The organism is Geodermatophilus sp. URMC 62 (assembly GCF_052931475.1).
This window is the reverse complement of sequence record NZ_JBRFHY010000001.1, coordinates 590,130-604,711: the sequence shown is the minus strand read 5'-3', so window position 1 is coordinate 604,711 and position 14,582 is coordinate 590,130. Positions and strand designations below refer to the sequence as shown.

Sequence of the window (14,582 nt, the reverse complement as noted above, 5' to 3'; positions counted from 1 at the left end):
ACCCCGCCGCTCACCCGGTCAGCGTCGCGAAGACGACGACGTTGTCCTCGTAGCTGCGCGCCGAGCGGTTGAAGTCGCCGCCGCAGGTGATCAGCCGCAGCTGCGCGTCCGCGGTCGGCCCGTAGACCTCCCGGGTCGGGAACGCGTCCTTGGGGTGCCGCTCGACCTCGGTGACGGTGAAGCGAGCCGTCGTCCCGTCGGCGCGGTCGACGAACACCTCCTCGCCAGGGGCGAGCTCCCGCAGCCGGTAGAAGACCGCGGGACCGTCGACCGAGTCCACGTGGCCGGCGACCACGGCCGGCCCGACGGCCCCCGGGACGGTCCCGCCCGCGTACCACCCGGCCGTGCCGTAGTCGGCCGGCGCCTCCAGCGCCCCGGCGGCGTCCAGGCCGAGGCCGATCAGCCCGCTGTCCAGCCCGATGGCCGGCACGCGCACCCGGGTGGGCGCCGCGGGAGCGGTTCCCGGCTGCGTCGCGAGTACGACGGGCCCCGGGGCCGTGCCGGCCGTGCCGGTGCCGGCCGAGGCGGGTGCCGGACCGGGAGGGGCGAGCAGGGCGAGCGCAGCGGCGCCCAGCGCGAGGACGGTCAGGACCAGCCGGAGGCCGACCGCGCCGCGCCGGCGCGACGCGCGGTGCCGCGGCTGCCGCCCCGGAGCGCGGTGCCGCTGCCGGACGGTCTCGCGGTACCGGGTGCCGGTCACCGCGTCCGGGAGCGCCTGGCGTGCCGACCCCGGACGCGGGGAGCCCCGGCCGCCCGGGCCCGCGACGGCACCGCCCGTGCCGTCGCCAGGAGGCCGGCCCCCACCGCCAGGGAGCCGCCGACCGCGACGGCCACGACGGGCAGCGACGGGCCCTCCGGAGCCGCCGTGCCGCCGGCCCCGGCCTCCACGCCACCGACCGGCACGACGCCCGGGCTCGCGGCGTCCAGTGCCGTCTGCACGGTCAGCCCGCCGCCGGGGGCGTCGAGCACCAGGACGCTGTACACCGAGCCGGCGGCGACCTGCACCGGCAGCTCGGTGGGCTGCCCGTCGTCGGGGGTCACGGTGATGCTCGTGGCGCCCGCCGGGACGTCGACGTAGCCGGTGGTGTCGGCGAAGGCGAGGTCGGTGGCGAGGGTCGGGCCGCCGGGGACGGCGACGTCGAGGGTGTCGGCCGCAGCCGCCGCGGCGATGACGCGCAGCCGGGAGCTGCCGGCCGGGGGAGGCGTCAGGTCGTCCTGCAGCACCTCCAGCCCGAGGTCGGCGAACGGGCCGACGCCGGCCACCGTCCGCGCGCTGTCGGCGGTGACCTGCACGGTCGTGGACAGCACCGGCGGGCTGTCCGGGTCGGCCCCGGCCGCGCGCATGCTGATCGCGTAGGTGCCGGGAGGCACGTCCTGGTACGCCGACACCGTCCCGTAGTCGACGCCGGGGAACACCTGGCCGGCGGCCGGGTCGGCGACCGAGTCGACGTAGACGTCGACGGCCGGGGTGTCGGGGGACAGGTGCGCCAGTCGCAGCAGGCCGCCCTGGGCCGCGCTCGCCGTCGCCATGGGCAGGCCCGTGACGGCCGCTGCCAGGGCCGTCACCGCCAGGACCCGGCTCGTCCTCGTCACAGGTGCCTCCGCTGCTCAGAGCCCCGCGGCCGGACCGCGGGTGTGTGGGGATGGCCCAGGGTCTACCGGGTCGGCGACCCGCCCGCACCTGGGGGGTGCCCCGGGCGGGTCGTCACCGGTCGTCACCGGTCGTCACCGGGTGGCGGCGGTCACCACGGCGTCGGGGTCGGGGACGTAGCGGAAGGCGACCAGCACGCCGTCGTCGGTCACCTGCACCTCGTCGGGCGCGAACGGCGGCAGCTGCGCCTCGAGCCAGGTCACGAGCCGGTCCGTGGCGGCCGGGTCGCCGGGCACGGGCGCACCGCCGAGGGCGGAGAGGACGACGCGCCGCGCCGGGACGGCGGACCCCTGCTCACCCGTCAGCGCCGGGAAGGAACCGATGCCGATCCCGTCACGGGCGGCCAGGGCGGCGAGCAGGCTGAGCAGCCGCCGGTCCACGTCGGCCCGGGACAGGACGTCCGCGGTCGGGCCGGTGGCACCGGTGGTCGGGTTGGCCAGCAGCGCCGCTACCAGCGCCCGGCGACCGTCGAGCTCCTCGGTGGTCGGCTCACCGGGTGCCGGGTCGACCACCAGCAGCTCGCTGCCGTCGCCGGGCCGGTCGAAGCGGGCCAGCACGCGCGACCCCGCCGGTGCGGGGCCGACGACGGCCAGCAGCGTCCCGCCCGGTACGCCGTCCTCCGCCGGGCGCAGCCGGTCGGCCGGCACGCCCTGCGCGGCGAGCTCGTCGCGGACGGCGGCCGAGGCGACCAGGTCGGTGTCCTCCGGCAGCGCGTCGGGCAGCCAGCCGGTCACCGTGGCCCCGACCGCGGGGCTGCCACCGGGCGGGTCGGACGGGACCGCCGCGGGCGAGGACGGCTCCCCGCTCCCTGGTGCGGTGCTTCCCGGTGCGGTGCTCCCCGGGGCCGTGCTCCCCGGGGCCGTGCTCCCCGGGTCACCGCCCGCGGCGGACGGAGGGTCGTCCAGCGCCACGAGCAGGGCGGCACCGCCGAGGAGGACGGCCAGCGTCAGCAGCACACCGCTGAGGAAGGGCACGAGCAGCCCGCTGACACGGGCCCGGTGCCGTGCGGGGTGCCGGCCCGGGGGCCGCAGCGCGGGGGAGGGGGCGCCCGGTGCACCCGACGGACCGGCGCGCCCCGGTCCGTCCACTCCAGACACGGACACTGCCTACCGTGTCGCGGTCCGTGGCGCGCGCGGAGCGGCCCGGACGGGGTGGCAGCCGTCAGCGGCGACCGGGCACGGCCGGCTGGCCGCCGGTGTCGGCGGGCGAGTCGTCGCGGGAGTCGTCGCGGGCGTCGGAGCCCACGGCGGGCTGCACCGCCGTCCGCACCCCCTCGGACCCGCCGGCCTCCGGCCGCTCGCCGGGGACGGTCCGGGTGGAGCCGGACGGGGCGTCGCTCGCGTGCCGCCCGGGCGCGCCGCCCTGGTCCGGCGCGGACACCGGCCGGATCACCTGGGTCTGCGCGGCCGGGGAGGCGGCGCCGTTCTGCTGCACGGGCGCCTGCACGGCCGGCTGGGTGGGCGGAGCCGGCGCCCGGGCGGGCTGACGCGCCGCCGCGGCCTCGCCGGCGCCACCGGCCGGGGACTCCGGCGACCGGGTGTGCGGCGTGGGCCGCGGCGGCACCGGCTGCGGTGCCGTCTGCGGCCGCACGGCCGGCTGCACCGCCGTCTGCGGGCCGACGGCCGGCTGGACGGCGGTGCGCGGACCGACCACCGGCTGCGCCGCGGTCTGGGCGCCCTGGCCGTCGCCGCGCGCGGGCGCCGGCTCCTGCGACGCCGGGACGGGCTGGCCCTGCGGGGGCTGCGGCGCCGGACCGCGGGGAGCCTGCGGTGCCTGACCCTGCGGGGCCGGGCGCGCCGCCTGCTGCCGGTCGGCGAGGTCGGGGAGGGTGGCGAGCACCCGACGGGCCTCGCCCAGCCGGCCGGCCAGCTCGTCGCGGATCCGCCGGACGGCGGCGGCGGAGGCCTCGGCCTCGCCGACGACGGCGGCCGCGTGCGCCTCGGCGGCGGCGACCCGGTCCCGGGCGGCCTGGGAGGAGGCCCGCTCGCGCTCCTCCTCGTGCCGGGCGGCCTCGGCGCGGCGGGCCCGCTGCGCGATCTCGAAGTCCTCCTCGACCTTGGCGCGGCGGGCCTGCGACTCGGCGTCGAGCCGGGCGACCTTCTCCTGGGCCTTGGCCACCAGCTCGTCGGCGCGGATCTGCGCCTTGCTGGCGATCTGCTCGGCGTTCTGGCGGGCCTCGGCGAGGATGCGCTCGACCTCGGCCCGGCCGGCCGCCTGGCGCTCGAGCATCGCGCGCTCCTCGGCGGCGGTGTGCTCGCGCAGCGCGCGGGCCTCCTGCTCGGCCTGACCGCGGATGTCGGCGGCCTCCTCCTCGGCCAGCCGCAGCATGTGCGAGATGCGCTCGCTCATGTTCTCGAACGTCGCCGGACCGGCGTTGGCGGCCTTGCGGCGCAGCTGCTCGATCTCGGCGTGCATCGCCGACAGCTGGCCGGCGAGGTCGGTCGACCGGCTCGCCGCGGCGTCCCGATCGGCCAGGGCCACGCGGATGTCGGCCTCGAGCCGCTCGATGGTCTCGGCCACCTGGTGCCGGTCGTAGCCCCGCAGCACCACGTCGAACGAGTGCTGGGCCTCGCGCATCGGCAGCAGGTCGCGGCGGGGGTCGCTCATGAGACCATCCTCGCAGAGTCGGCCGGAGGGCGTCACCGCGCGGGACGGGCCGGGCGGTGCCCCGTGCTCAACGGAGCGTGGGCCCCGCCGAGGCCGTGCCGGGGGCGGGGCCCACGGGACCGCTCACACGCCGCGGAAGCGGTTGATCGCGGTCAGGTGCTGCTCGCGCTTCTCGGTGTCCTTGACGCCCAGGCCCTCCTGGGGGGCCAGGGTCAGCACCCCGACCTTGCCCTGGTGGGCGTTGTTCTTCACGTCCCAGGCGGCCTGCCCGACCTCCTCCATCGCGTACACCTTCGACAGCGTCGGGTGGATCAGGCCCTTGTCGATGAGCCGGTTGGCCTCCCACGCCTCCTTGTAGTTGGCGAAGTGCGACCCCACGATCCGCTTGAGGTTCATCCACAGGTAGCGGTTGTCGTAGGAGTGCATGTAGCCGCTGGTGGAGGCGCAGGTGACGATCGTGCCGCCCTTCTTGGCCACGTAGACGCTGGCGCCGAAGGTCTCCCGGCCGGGGTGCTCGAAGACGATGTCGACGTCGTCGCCGCCGGTCAGCTCCCGGATCCGCTTGCCGAAGCGCTGCCACTCCTTGGGGTCCTGGGTCTCCTCATCACGCCAGAACCGGTAGCCCTCGGCCGTGCGGTCGATGACCAGCTCCGCGCCCATCGACCGGACGATGTCGGCCTTCTCGGGGCTGGAGACGACGCAGACGGGGATGGCGCCGCCGCCCAGCGCCATCTGCGTGGCGTAGGAGCCCAACCCGCCCGAGGCGCCCCAGATGAGCACCACGTCGCCCTGCTTCATCGCCGCCCCGTTGCGGGAGACCAGCTGCCGGTAGGCGGTGGAGTTCACCAGCCCGGGTGCGGCGGCCTCCTCCCAGGTCAGGTGGGCGGGCTTGGGCATCAGCTGGTTGGACTTGACCAGCGCGAGCTCGGCCAGGCCACCGAAGTTGGTCTCGAAGCCCCAGATCCGCTGCTGCGGGTCGAGCATCGTGTCGTCGTGGCCGGCGGGGTCCTCCAGCTCCACCGACAGGCAGTGCGCCACCACCTCATCACCGGGAGACCACCGGTTCACCCCCGGACCCACCCGCAGCACCACACCGGCCAGGTCGGAGCCCACCACGTGGTAGGGGAGGTCGTGCCGGCGGGTGAGGGCGTTCTGCCGGCCGTAGCGCTCCAGGAACCCGAAGGTGCTCACCGGCTCGAAGATCGACGTCCAGACGGTGTTGTAGTTCACCGAGGAGGCCATCACGGCCACGATCGCCTCCCCCGGGCCCAGCTCGGGGGTGGGCACCTCCTCCACGTGCAGCGACGTGCGCGGGTCCTTGTCCTTGGTCGGCAGGCCGGCGAACATGTCCTGCTCGTCCTTGCGGACCAGCACGGCCCGGTAGGACTCCGGCACCGGCAGGCCGCCGATGTCGGCCAGCTGGTCGGTGAGGATGGCGTCCCTGATCTCTTTCACGCGGTCTCCCGGGTCTTCGTCGGCTCGTGAGTCGGTGGAGGGGCAGTGCGGCGGCAGATGTTACCGATGGGTAGGGACCCGGTCAGCTCTCCGGTCGGGTGGTCCCGGCGCCGCGCGCCGGCTCCACCAGCTCCACGAGGACCCCGCCGGTGTCCTTGGGGTGGACGAAGTTGACCCGGCTGTCCGAGGTGCCGCGCCGCGGGGTGTCGTAGAGCAGTCGCAGGCCGCGCTCGCGCAGGGTCGCGCCGACCGCCTCGACGTCGTCGACCCGGAAGGCGAGCTGCTGCAGGCCGGGGCCCGAGCGGCCGATGAACTTCGCGATCGTCGACTCGGGGGTCAGCGGTGCCAGCAGCTGGATGCGCGTGTCGCCGCTGCCGACGGCGAGCATCGCCTCGCGGACGCCCTGCTCCTCGTTGGTCTCCTCGTGCACCGAGCGCACGCCGAACGTGGCCGCGTAGAAGGCGATCGCCTCGTCCAGGTCGGGCACCGCGATGCCGACGTGGTCGATGGTGGTGAACAGCTCGGCGGGCAGACCCGCGGGCGCGTCGGCAGTCATCGGGTCATGGTGGCGCAAGACGTCTGGGACGACATCGGTGGGTGGCGCGCGCGGAGGGGCCCGCCGCACCTGCGGTGCGGCGGGCCCTGCGGTCAGGTCCCTCAGCGGGCGAGGAAGTCCAGCAGCGCCCGGTTGAACTGCTCGGGGTGCGAGGCGTTGACGCCGTGCGGGCCGCCCTCGATGACGACCAGCTCGCTGCCGGCGATGGCCTCGTGCGTGCGCCTGCCGCTGACCTCGAGCGGCACGATGGCGTCGCTGTCCCCGTGGATGACCAGGGTCGGCACGGTCACCGCCGCGACGTCGGGGCGGAAGTCGGTCCGGCCGAAGGCGGTGATGCAGTCGAGCGTGCCCTTCGGCGAGGCGAACGCGGCGATCTGCCAGGCGTAGCGGCGCTGCTCCTCGCTCACGGCCGCGCTCGTGAGCAGCCCCGAGCCGCCGGGGGAGAAGAAGTCCTTGGTGAAGCCGTCCAGGAAGGCCAGCCGGTCGGTGCGGACGCCCTGCTGGAACTGCTCGATCGTCGCGTCGTCGAGGCCGCCGTCGGGGTTCTCGGCGCTCTTGTAGAGGTAGGGCGGGACGGCGGCGGCCAGGACGGCGCTGCGGACCCGGGCGGCGCCGTGGCGGGAGAGGTAGCGCACGACCTCGCCGCCGCCCATGGAGAAGCCGACGAGGGTGACGTCGGTCAGGTCCAGCGCGGTGAGCAGCGCGTCGAGGTCGGCGGCGAAGGTGTCGTAGTCGTAGCCGGTCCAGGGCTGCGAGGAGGCGCCGAAGCCGCGGCGGTCGTAGGTGACGACCCGGTGGCCGGCCTCCACCAGCGGCCCGACCTGCGCCTCCCAGGAGCGGCCGGACAGCGGCCAGCCGTGGATGAGCACGACCGGGCGGCCCGTGCCGTGGTCCTCGTAGTACAGCTCGACGGGCTGGCCGTTCTCGGTGCCGACGGTCAGTCGGGGCATGGGGTCTCCCTCGTCTCGGGTGCTCGTCTCGGGCGTGTGATCACTGGCGCCCTACCCGGTGGCACGCGATCGAACGCATCGAGACGCCCGTCACGCCGGTGACCACGCCGGGACCGCCGTCCTATCCTCCGAGGGATGGATGCCGTGTCGCAGTGACGCGGCGGTACCGATCCCGCGGTCGCCAGTGGCGGCGGCCGGCACTGGAGGCAGCATGTCCCGCTCGGTCATCGTCGGCGGCGCCCGGACCCCCATGGGCCGGCTCCTCGGCTCCCTCAAGGACTTCTCCGCGGTCGACCTCGGTGGCATCGCCATCAAGGCCGCGCTCGAGCGCGCCGGCATCTCCGGAGACCAGGTCGACTACGTGATCATGGGTCAGGTGCTGCAGGCCGGCGCCGGGCAGAACCCCGCCCGGCCCGCGGCCGTGGCCGGTGGGATCCCGATGTCGGTGCCCTCCTTCACCCTCAACAAGGTCTGCCTGTCGGGCATCGACGCGATCGCTCTGGCCGACCAGCTCATCCGCGCCGGCGAGTTCGACGTCGTGGTCGCCGGCGGCATGGAGTCGATGAGCCAGGCCCCGCACCTGCTGCCCAGCTCCCGGACCGGCACCAAGTACGGCGACGCCAGGCTGGTCGACTCCATGGCCCACGACGGGCTGTCGGACACCTTCGACCAGGTCGCCATGGGCGCACTCACCGAGCAGGCCAACGCGAAGTACCAGCTGACCCGCGAGGAGCAGGACGCGTTCGCCGCGGAGAGCCACCAGAGGGCCGCCCGCGCGGCCAAGAACGGGGTCTTCGACGAGGAGGTCACCCCCGTCCTCATCCCGCAGCGCAAGGGCGACCCCATCGAGTTCCGCGAGGACGAGGGCGTCCGCCCCGACACCACCGTCGAGACCCTGGCCCGGCTCAAGCCCGCCTTCGCGAAGGACGGGACGATCACCGCCGGCACCGCCTCGCAGATCTCCGACGGCGCGTGCGCGGTCGTGGTCATGTCGGCCGAGAAGGCCGCCGAGCTGGGCCTGACCCCGATCGCCGAGATCGGCGCCCACGGCGTCGTCGCCGGGCCGGACGCCACCCTGCAGAGCCAGCCGTCGCGGGCGGTCGCCAAGGCCTGCGCGCGGGAGGGCATCGACCCGGCCGACCTCGACCTCGTCGAGTTCAACGAGGCCTTCGCCGCCGTCGCGATCGTCTCCACCCGCGAGCTCGGCATCGACCCGGAGAAGGTCAACCCCAACGGCGGCGCCATCGCCCTCGGCCACCCGATCGGCATGAGCGGGGCGCGCATCGTGCTCGACCTGGTGCTGGAGCTACGCCGTCGCGGCGGCGGCGTCGGTGCCGCCGCGCTGTGCGGCGGCGGCGGCCAGGGTGACGCGCTGATCCTGCACGTGCCCGCGAAGGCGTGACCTCCGACGGCCTCGCCGTCCGCACCGGCGCCCCCGCCACCCCGCCCGGGCGCCGGGGGCGCCGGCACGTCGACGTCCCCGACCTCGTCACCCGGGCCCGCGACGGCGAGCCCCGCGCGGTGGCCCGGCTGATCTCGCTGGTCGAGGACGCCAGCCCGGTGCTGCGCGAGGTCGCCGCGGCGCTGGCCCCGCACACCGGGCACGCGCAGGTGCTCGGTCTCACCGGCTCGCCCGGGGTGGGCAAGTCGACGACGACGACCGCACTGGTCCGGGCGCTGCGGCGCGGGGGCCGGCGGGTCGGGGTGCTCGCCGTCGACCCGTCCTCGCCCTTCTCCGGCGGAGCGCTGCTCGGCGACCGCGTCCGGATGCAGGAGCACGCCGGCGACCGCGGCGTCTACATCCGCTCCATGGCCTCCCGCGGCCACCTCGGCGGGCTGGCCTGGGCCACGCCGCAGGCGGTGCGGGTGCTCGACGCCGCCGGCTGCGACGTCGTGCTGGTCGAGACGGTCGGTGTCGGCCAGTCGGAGCTGGAGATCGCCTCGCTGGCCGACACCACGCTGGTGCTCGTGGCCCCCGGGATGGGCGACGGCATCCAGGCGGCCAAGGCCGGGATCCTCGAGGTGGCCGACGTCCTCGTCGTCAACAAGGCCGACCGCGACGGCGCGGACCAGACGGTGCGCGACCTGCGGTACGCGCAGTCACTCGGCGGCCGGCACACCGGGCCGGGTGCGTGGCGGCCCCCGATCTGCCGGACCGTGGCCGCCCGGGAGGAGGGCGTGGACCGGGTGCTCGAGCAGGTCGAGGCGCACCGGCGCTGGCTGGAGGCGTCCGGCGAGGAGGCGCGCCGCCGTGCCGAGCGGGCCGCCCGGGAGATCGAGGCCATCGCGCTGGCCGGGCTGCGCGAGCGGATGGGCGAGGTCCGCGGATCGGCGGCGCTGGCCGCGCTGGCCGACGCGGTGGTGGCGGGGGAGACCGACCCCTACCGCGCGGCCGACCGGCTCCTCGGGCAGCTCTGACCCGTCCCGGGGAGACTGGCCCGATGAACGGACTGTGTCCATGAACGGCGAGCCGGACGCCGTCGTCGTCGGATCCGGGCCGAACGGCCTGGCCGCCGCCCTGCGACTGGCCGCCGCCGGCCTGCGCGTGCAGGTGGTCGAGGCGGCCGCCAAGCCCGGCGGGGGGATGCGCACCGAGGAGCTGATGCGGCCGGGGTACCGGCACGACGTCTGCTCGATCGTGCAGCCGATGGCCGCCGCGGCGCCGTTCTTCCGTGAGTTCGACCTGCCCAGCCGGGGGGTCCGCCTCGTGCAGCCGGAGGTCAACTTCGCGCACCCCCTCGACGGCGGCGGCGCCTCGGTCGCCTATCACTCGCTGGAGGAGACCGCGGCCGGCCTCGGGCCGGACGGGCCGGCCTACCGGCGGCTGTTCGAGCCGCTCGTCGAGCACGGCCAGGACGTCGTCGACTTCTTCCTGACCAGCCGGCTGCGGCGGCTGCCCACCCACAGCGTGCCGCAGATCGCGCACTTCGGGCTCAACGGGCTGCCCAACGTGCGCTGGCTGGCGCACCGGTACTTCGAGACCGAGGGGGCCCGCGCGCTGCTCGGGGGAGCGGCCGCGCACGGGATGCTCGACCTGACCCGGCCGCTCACCTCCGCGCTCGGGATGCTGCTCACGATGCTCGGGCACCACGCCGGCTGGCCGCTGGTCGAGGGCGGCTCGCAGAACCTCGCCGACGCGATGGTCACCGCCCTGGAGGAGCAGGGCGGTGAGGTGGAGACCGGCCACCTGGTCACCGACCTGCGCGAGTTCGACGGCGTGCCGGCCGTGCTGCTCGACACCACGCCCGAGGCCTTCGTGTCGATGGCCGGTGACCGGGTGCACGAGGGCTACCGCCGCTGGGTGGACCGCTACGACCACGGCGCCGGCGTCTTCAAGATCGACTGGATCCTGTCGGAGCCGGTGCCCTGGACCAACCCCGAGGTGCGGCGGGCCGGGACCATCCACGTCGCCGGCACCCTGGAGGAGACGATCGACGGCGAGCGGGCCCCCAACCACCGGCGGATCACCGACCGCCCCTACGTGCTCGCCGTCCAGCCGACCGTGCCGGACCCGACGCGCGCCCCCGAGGGCGGCCACGTCTTCTGGGCCTACGTGCACGTGCCCAACGGCTCCGACGTCGACATGACCGCGGCGATCGAGGACCAGATCGAGCGCTTCGCCCCCGGGTTCAGGGACACGGTCGTCGAGCGGGCCACGAAGAACGCCGTCCAGATGGAGGCCTGGAACCCGATGTACCTGGGCGGGGACATCTCCAACGGTCAGGCGACGCTGCGGCAGATGCTGGCCCGGCCGGTCCCGCGGTGGAACACCTACAAGACCCCCGTGCCGGGCGTCTACCTGGCCTCGTCGGCGACGCCGCCCGGGCCGGCCGTGCACGGCGCCTGCGGCGACAACGCCGCGCAGGTGGCGCTGCGCGAGGTGTTCGGCGTCCGCGACGTCCCGCCCCTGCGCCCGGCCGCCTGAGCGCCCTGCCCGTCCCGCTGGGATGCCGAGAGCGGTGCGCGGGGGCACGGTGACGCGGGCCGACCTCCGCGTCGTCACGTCGCCGGGGGACAGGGCCCGGCGACCGAGGACGATCCTCCCGACGTCACCGGAGCGGCACGTCGAGCGGAGGTCCGCAGCCGGGCCGGTGTGCGGAGCCCCGCTCGCACCACGACCGACCCACGGAACACCCTGCCCGCCAGCTCGGGTGGACAGCGGCGGTCGAGGCACGGGCCGGGTGCTGCCGCGGCCGACGCCGGTCCTGCTCCCGCCGTCCACAGGCGTGCGCGAGATCCGGCACGGCGCGGTCATCGACACCGGGAGGCGACGGCGATCCGCGTCTCGGTGCGGGGAACGGGCGCGCGACACGTGGCAGGTAGCGTCGGCGGCATGGTCCGGGCGCTGGGGCTGCCGTTCGACCCGATCGAGCGCGCGGGGGAGACTTGGGAGCAGCGCTTCGGGCCGGCCGCGGCGATGCGCGCGGCGACGTCGGTCTTCCGGGTCCAGCAGATCCTGCTCGCCCGCTTCGACGAGGTGCTGCGGCCGCACGGGCTGACCTTCGCCCGGTACGAGGTCCTGGTGCTGCTCACCTTCAGCCGCACCGGGCAGCTGCCGCTCAAGGTCATCGGCAGCCGGTTGATGGTGCACCCGACCAGCGTCACCAACGCCATCGACCGGCTGGTCGCGGCCGGCTTCGTCGACCGCCGGCCCAACCCCGCCGACGGCCGCGGTGTGCTGGCCGGCATCACCGAGCGCGGCCGCGCGGTGGTCGAGGTGGCCACCGGCGAGCTCACCGCGCTCGACTTCGGCCTCGGCGACCTGCCCGAGGCCGAGCTCGACACGCTGTTCCGGGTGCTGCGGCGGGTCCGGCTGGGGGCCGGGGACGTCGCGGAGGGCGCCGTCGAGGGAGGCTGAGCGGCCGGCGGCGCCGCGCTGTCCGCCGGTGGGATCATGGGGGCATGCAGCCCACCCGTCCCGGACGCCCCGACCCGCGCGCGCAGGCCCAGCAGGCACAGCTGGCCGCCTCCCTGGCCGGTGCGGTCGACCTCGCCGCCGTCAAGGCGCGCTCCGAGGCCGCCGCGCGGGCCCAGTCCGCGCCGCCGCCGAGCGCCGCGGCCCCCGCGGGCGCCCCCGGCTCGGCGGTCGTGGACGTCACCGAGGCCACCTTCCAGACCGAGGTCCTCGACCGCTCCTTCCAGGTGCCCGTGGTCCTCGACCTGTGGGCGGAGTGGTGCGGGCCGTGCAAGCAGCTGTCCCCGGTGCTCGAGCGCCTCGCCGCCGAGGGCGACGGCTCCTGGGTGCTCGCCAAGGTCGACGTCGACGCCAACCCGGCCCTCGCCCAGGGCCTGCGCGTCCAGGGCATCCCGGCGGTCAAGGCCGTCTGGCAGGGCCAGCTGGTCGCCGAGTTCACCGGCGCCATCCCCGAGGACCAGGCCCGCCAGTTCGTCACCGAGCTGGTGCGCGCCACCACCGGCGGCGCGGTGCCCGGTGCCGCCGAGGGCGAGGACGACGGCCTCGACGACCCCCGCCTGGACGCCGCCGAGGCCGCTCTGGAGAACGGTGACCTCGAGGCCGCCGAGGCCGCCTACGCCTCGATCCTCGAGACCGAACCCGACCACCCCGTCGCCGGCCTCGCGCTGCGCCAGGTGCAGCTCTTCCGCCGCGCCGACGCCGCCGGCCCCGACGCGCTGGCCCGCGCCGACGCCGCCCCCGACGACGTCGAGGCGCAGACCCGGGCCGCGGACTTCCTGCTCGGCACCGGCGACGTCGAGGGCGCCTTCACCCGCCTGGTCGACCTCGTCCGGCGCACCGCGGGCGAGGACCGCGACCGGGCCCGCCAGCACCTGGTCGAGCTGTTCGGGGTGGTCGGCGACGCCGACCCGCGCGTCGCCGCCGCCCGCCGCCAGCTCATGGCCGCCCTCTACTAGAAGGACCTCCCGGCCCCCACCACTCGCAGGCTCGTGGCGGGCCCCTGCAGGGAGGCCTACACCCCCACGTCGCAGGGGCCCGCGCCCTGCAGGAAGCCGGCGCGGAAGACGTCGACGAGCTGGAACCCGGTCAGCTCGGTGTCGGCCAGCACGTCGGGGTCGTTGCCGTACTCGAGCAGGAACTGCACGCTCTCGTCGAGGTCGCCGGGTGAGATCTGCACGCTGGTCAGCGTCCGGTTGAAGACCTGCGCGGAGTACCAGCCGGTGAGGCAGACCGCCGACTGCAGGGCGGCGGTGTCGTCGGTGGACAGGCCCAGCTGGTCGCGGGCCGACAGCGCGTAGGGCAGGGCGACGCCGGTCACCACCGCGAAGTCGCCGAGCTTGTAGGCGTCCTGGGCGAAGCCGGTGTCGTAGGCGACCAGCCCGGTGTCCCCGTCGCCGCCGTCCGCGCAGTAGACCAGCGCGACGTCCTCCGTGGCGCAGCCCGGCGGGTTCCCCGAGAACGTCTCCAGCGACGGGGGCTGGAAGGTCCCGTCCAGGACCTCGATGAAGGCGCGGGTCCAGAACTCCGGCAGCGAGTCCTCGATGAGGCCCTGCGTCTCGTCGAGGGGTGCGTTGCCGCCGGAGGCGAGGTCGTCGTCGCGGGTGAACTCGCCCTGCGTGAAGATCCGTTCGGGTCCGAACCGGTCGCGGCAGGCCTCGGCGCCGTCGTCGAAGCCCTCCTGGAAGGCCGAGACGCGGTCGAAGTAGGAGCCGTGCGCCTGCTGTTCGCCGCTGCCGGTGCCCACCGGGTCGCGCAGCAGGAAGTAGCCGCGCAGCAGCTGGTCGAGGTCGTCGGTGTCGATCCGGGCGTACTCGCCGTTGCCGTCGGCGACCCACGCCGTCCAGGCGCCGGCCATGCAGTCGGCCTGCGTCTCGGTGGCGATCGAGGTCTGCGGGTACCCGACCCGGGCCTGCACCGCGTGGCCGAACTCGTGGGCCATCACCAGCTGGGGCAGCACCTCGCCGTAGCGGGAGGCCAGCTCGGCGAGGAAGGCGCGGTCGTAGCTGATCGAGTCGGAGTTGGGCGCGCCCTGCGCCGAGCAGTAGAAGGCGTTGTTCTCCAGGTCGAGCGGGTTGGTGCCGCAGCCGATGCCGTCGGGGTAGGTCGACGGGTCGACGTCGTTCGGGTCGACGCTGTAGTACCCGCCGGTCAGCGGCTGGAAGGGCTGCCCGTAGACGTCGGGGAACCGCTGGGACCAGAAGGTCTGCAGGTCGGCGAGGGCGTTGCGGGCGAGATCGTCGATCGGGCCGTCGGTCGCGCCCTCGACCGGCACCGTGCCGTCGCCGACGGACTCCTGCGGCGCCATCTGCGAGCTCGGCCGGCCGACGACGACGTACGAGCACGCCGACGTCAGCAGGACGCCCAACGTGAGCAGGAGGAGCAGGCTCCGGGAGCGCGCGGTCAGGTCCATCGGGGGCCTCCTACCCGGGGACGGCGCCGGCGAACGCC

The 14,582-nt window shown here is 75.6% G+C and carries 13 protein-coding genes; 5 read left to right on the top strand and 8 right to left on the bottom strand.

The features are described from left to right. Positions 1 to 10: 10 nt before the first annotated feature. The 7 genes from ACU616_RS02820 to ACU616_RS02790 form a co-directional block, all read right to left on the bottom strand. Positions 11 to 700, bottom strand: coding sequence for a class F sortase (locus ACU616_RS02820; RefSeq protein WP_446756974.1), 690 nt, complete (start codon positions 698 to 700; stop codon positions 11 to 13). After that, positions 697 to 1,593, bottom strand: coding sequence for a DUF4397 domain-containing protein (locus ACU616_RS02815; protein WP_446756973.1), 897 nt, complete (start codon positions 1,591 to 1,593; stop codon positions 697 to 699). Before ACU616_RS02815 ends, ACU616_RS02820 begins: the two co-directional genes overlap by 4 nt. A 132-nt stretch (positions 1,594 to 1,725) precedes the next feature. Beyond that, positions 1,726 to 2,625 carry a hypothetical protein gene (locus ACU616_RS02810; protein ID WP_446756972.1) on the bottom strand — a complete coding sequence of 300 codons (900 nt, stop codon included), beginning with the start codon at positions 2,623 to 2,625 and terminating at the stop codon, positions 1,726 to 1,728. Between the two features lie 187 nt (positions 2,626 to 2,812). Continuing rightward, a complete protein-coding gene (locus ACU616_RS02805; protein WP_446756971.1) occupies positions 2,813 to 4,258 on the bottom strand; it encodes a hypothetical protein in 1,446 nt (481 codons plus the stop codon). A gap of 123 nt (positions 4,259 to 4,381) precedes the next feature. Continuing rightward, positions 4,382 to 5,713, bottom strand: a complete 1,332-nt coding sequence (gene ccrA / locus ACU616_RS02800) for a crotonyl-CoA carboxylase/reductase (RefSeq protein WP_446756970.1) — start codon at positions 5,711 to 5,713, stop codon at positions 4,382 to 4,384. Positions 5,714 to 5,795: 82 nt separating this feature from the next. Then, a complete protein-coding gene (gene mce / locus ACU616_RS02795; protein ID WP_446756969.1) occupies positions 5,796 to 6,269 on the bottom strand; it encodes a methylmalonyl-CoA epimerase in 474 nt (157 codons plus the stop codon). A 101-nt stretch (positions 6,270 to 6,370) separates the two neighbouring features. Then, on the bottom strand, positions 6,371 to 7,219 hold the full coding sequence (locus ACU616_RS02790) for an alpha/beta fold hydrolase (protein WP_446756968.1): 849 nt from the start codon (positions 7,217 to 7,219) through the stop codon (positions 6,371 to 6,373). Positions 7,220 to 7,430: 211 nt separating this feature from the next. On the opposite strand from ACU616_RS02790, the gene ACU616_RS02785 reads away from it, so the two are divergent. From ACU616_RS02785 to ACU616_RS02765, 5 genes are all read left to right on the top strand, one after another. Next, positions 7,431 to 8,621, top strand: coding sequence for an acetyl-CoA C-acetyltransferase (locus ACU616_RS02785; protein ID WP_446756967.1), 1,191 nt, complete (start codon positions 7,431 to 7,433; stop codon positions 8,619 to 8,621). Next, positions 8,618 to 9,637: a methylmalonyl Co-A mutase-associated GTPase MeaB gene (gene meaB, locus ACU616_RS02780; RefSeq protein ID WP_446756966.1), complete on the top strand. Its 1,020-nt coding sequence runs from the start codon at positions 8,618 to 8,620 to the stop codon at positions 9,635 to 9,637. Before ACU616_RS02785 ends, meaB begins: the two co-directional genes overlap by 4 nt. A 40-nt stretch (positions 9,638 to 9,677) precedes the next feature. Continuing rightward, complete coding sequence (locus ACU616_RS02775; RefSeq protein ID WP_446756965.1) at positions 9,678 to 11,144, top strand: phytoene desaturase family protein; 1,467 nt, start codon at positions 9,678 to 9,680, stop codon at positions 11,142 to 11,144. Between the two features lie 408 nt (positions 11,145 to 11,552). Next, the gene (locus ACU616_RS02770; RefSeq protein WP_446756964.1) at positions 11,553 to 12,077 is read left to right on the top strand and encodes a MarR family winged helix-turn-helix transcriptional regulator; all 525 of its coding nucleotides are present in this window, start codon (positions 11,553 to 11,555) and stop codon (positions 12,075 to 12,077) included. Positions 12,078 to 12,121: 44 nt separating this feature from the next. Then, a complete protein-coding gene (locus ACU616_RS02765; protein ID WP_446756963.1) occupies positions 12,122 to 13,090 on the top strand; it encodes a tetratricopeptide repeat protein in 969 nt (322 codons plus the stop codon). Between the two features lie 56 nt (positions 13,091 to 13,146). Here ACU616_RS02765 and ACU616_RS02760 read toward each other — a convergent pair whose 3' ends face one another. Next, positions 13,147 to 14,544 (bottom strand): neutral zinc metallopeptidase, encoded by a 1,398-nt coding sequence (locus ACU616_RS02760; RefSeq protein ID WP_446756962.1) that lies wholly within the window; start codon positions 14,542 to 14,544, stop codon positions 13,147 to 13,149. Between the last annotated feature and the right edge of the window lie 38 nt (positions 14,545 to 14,582).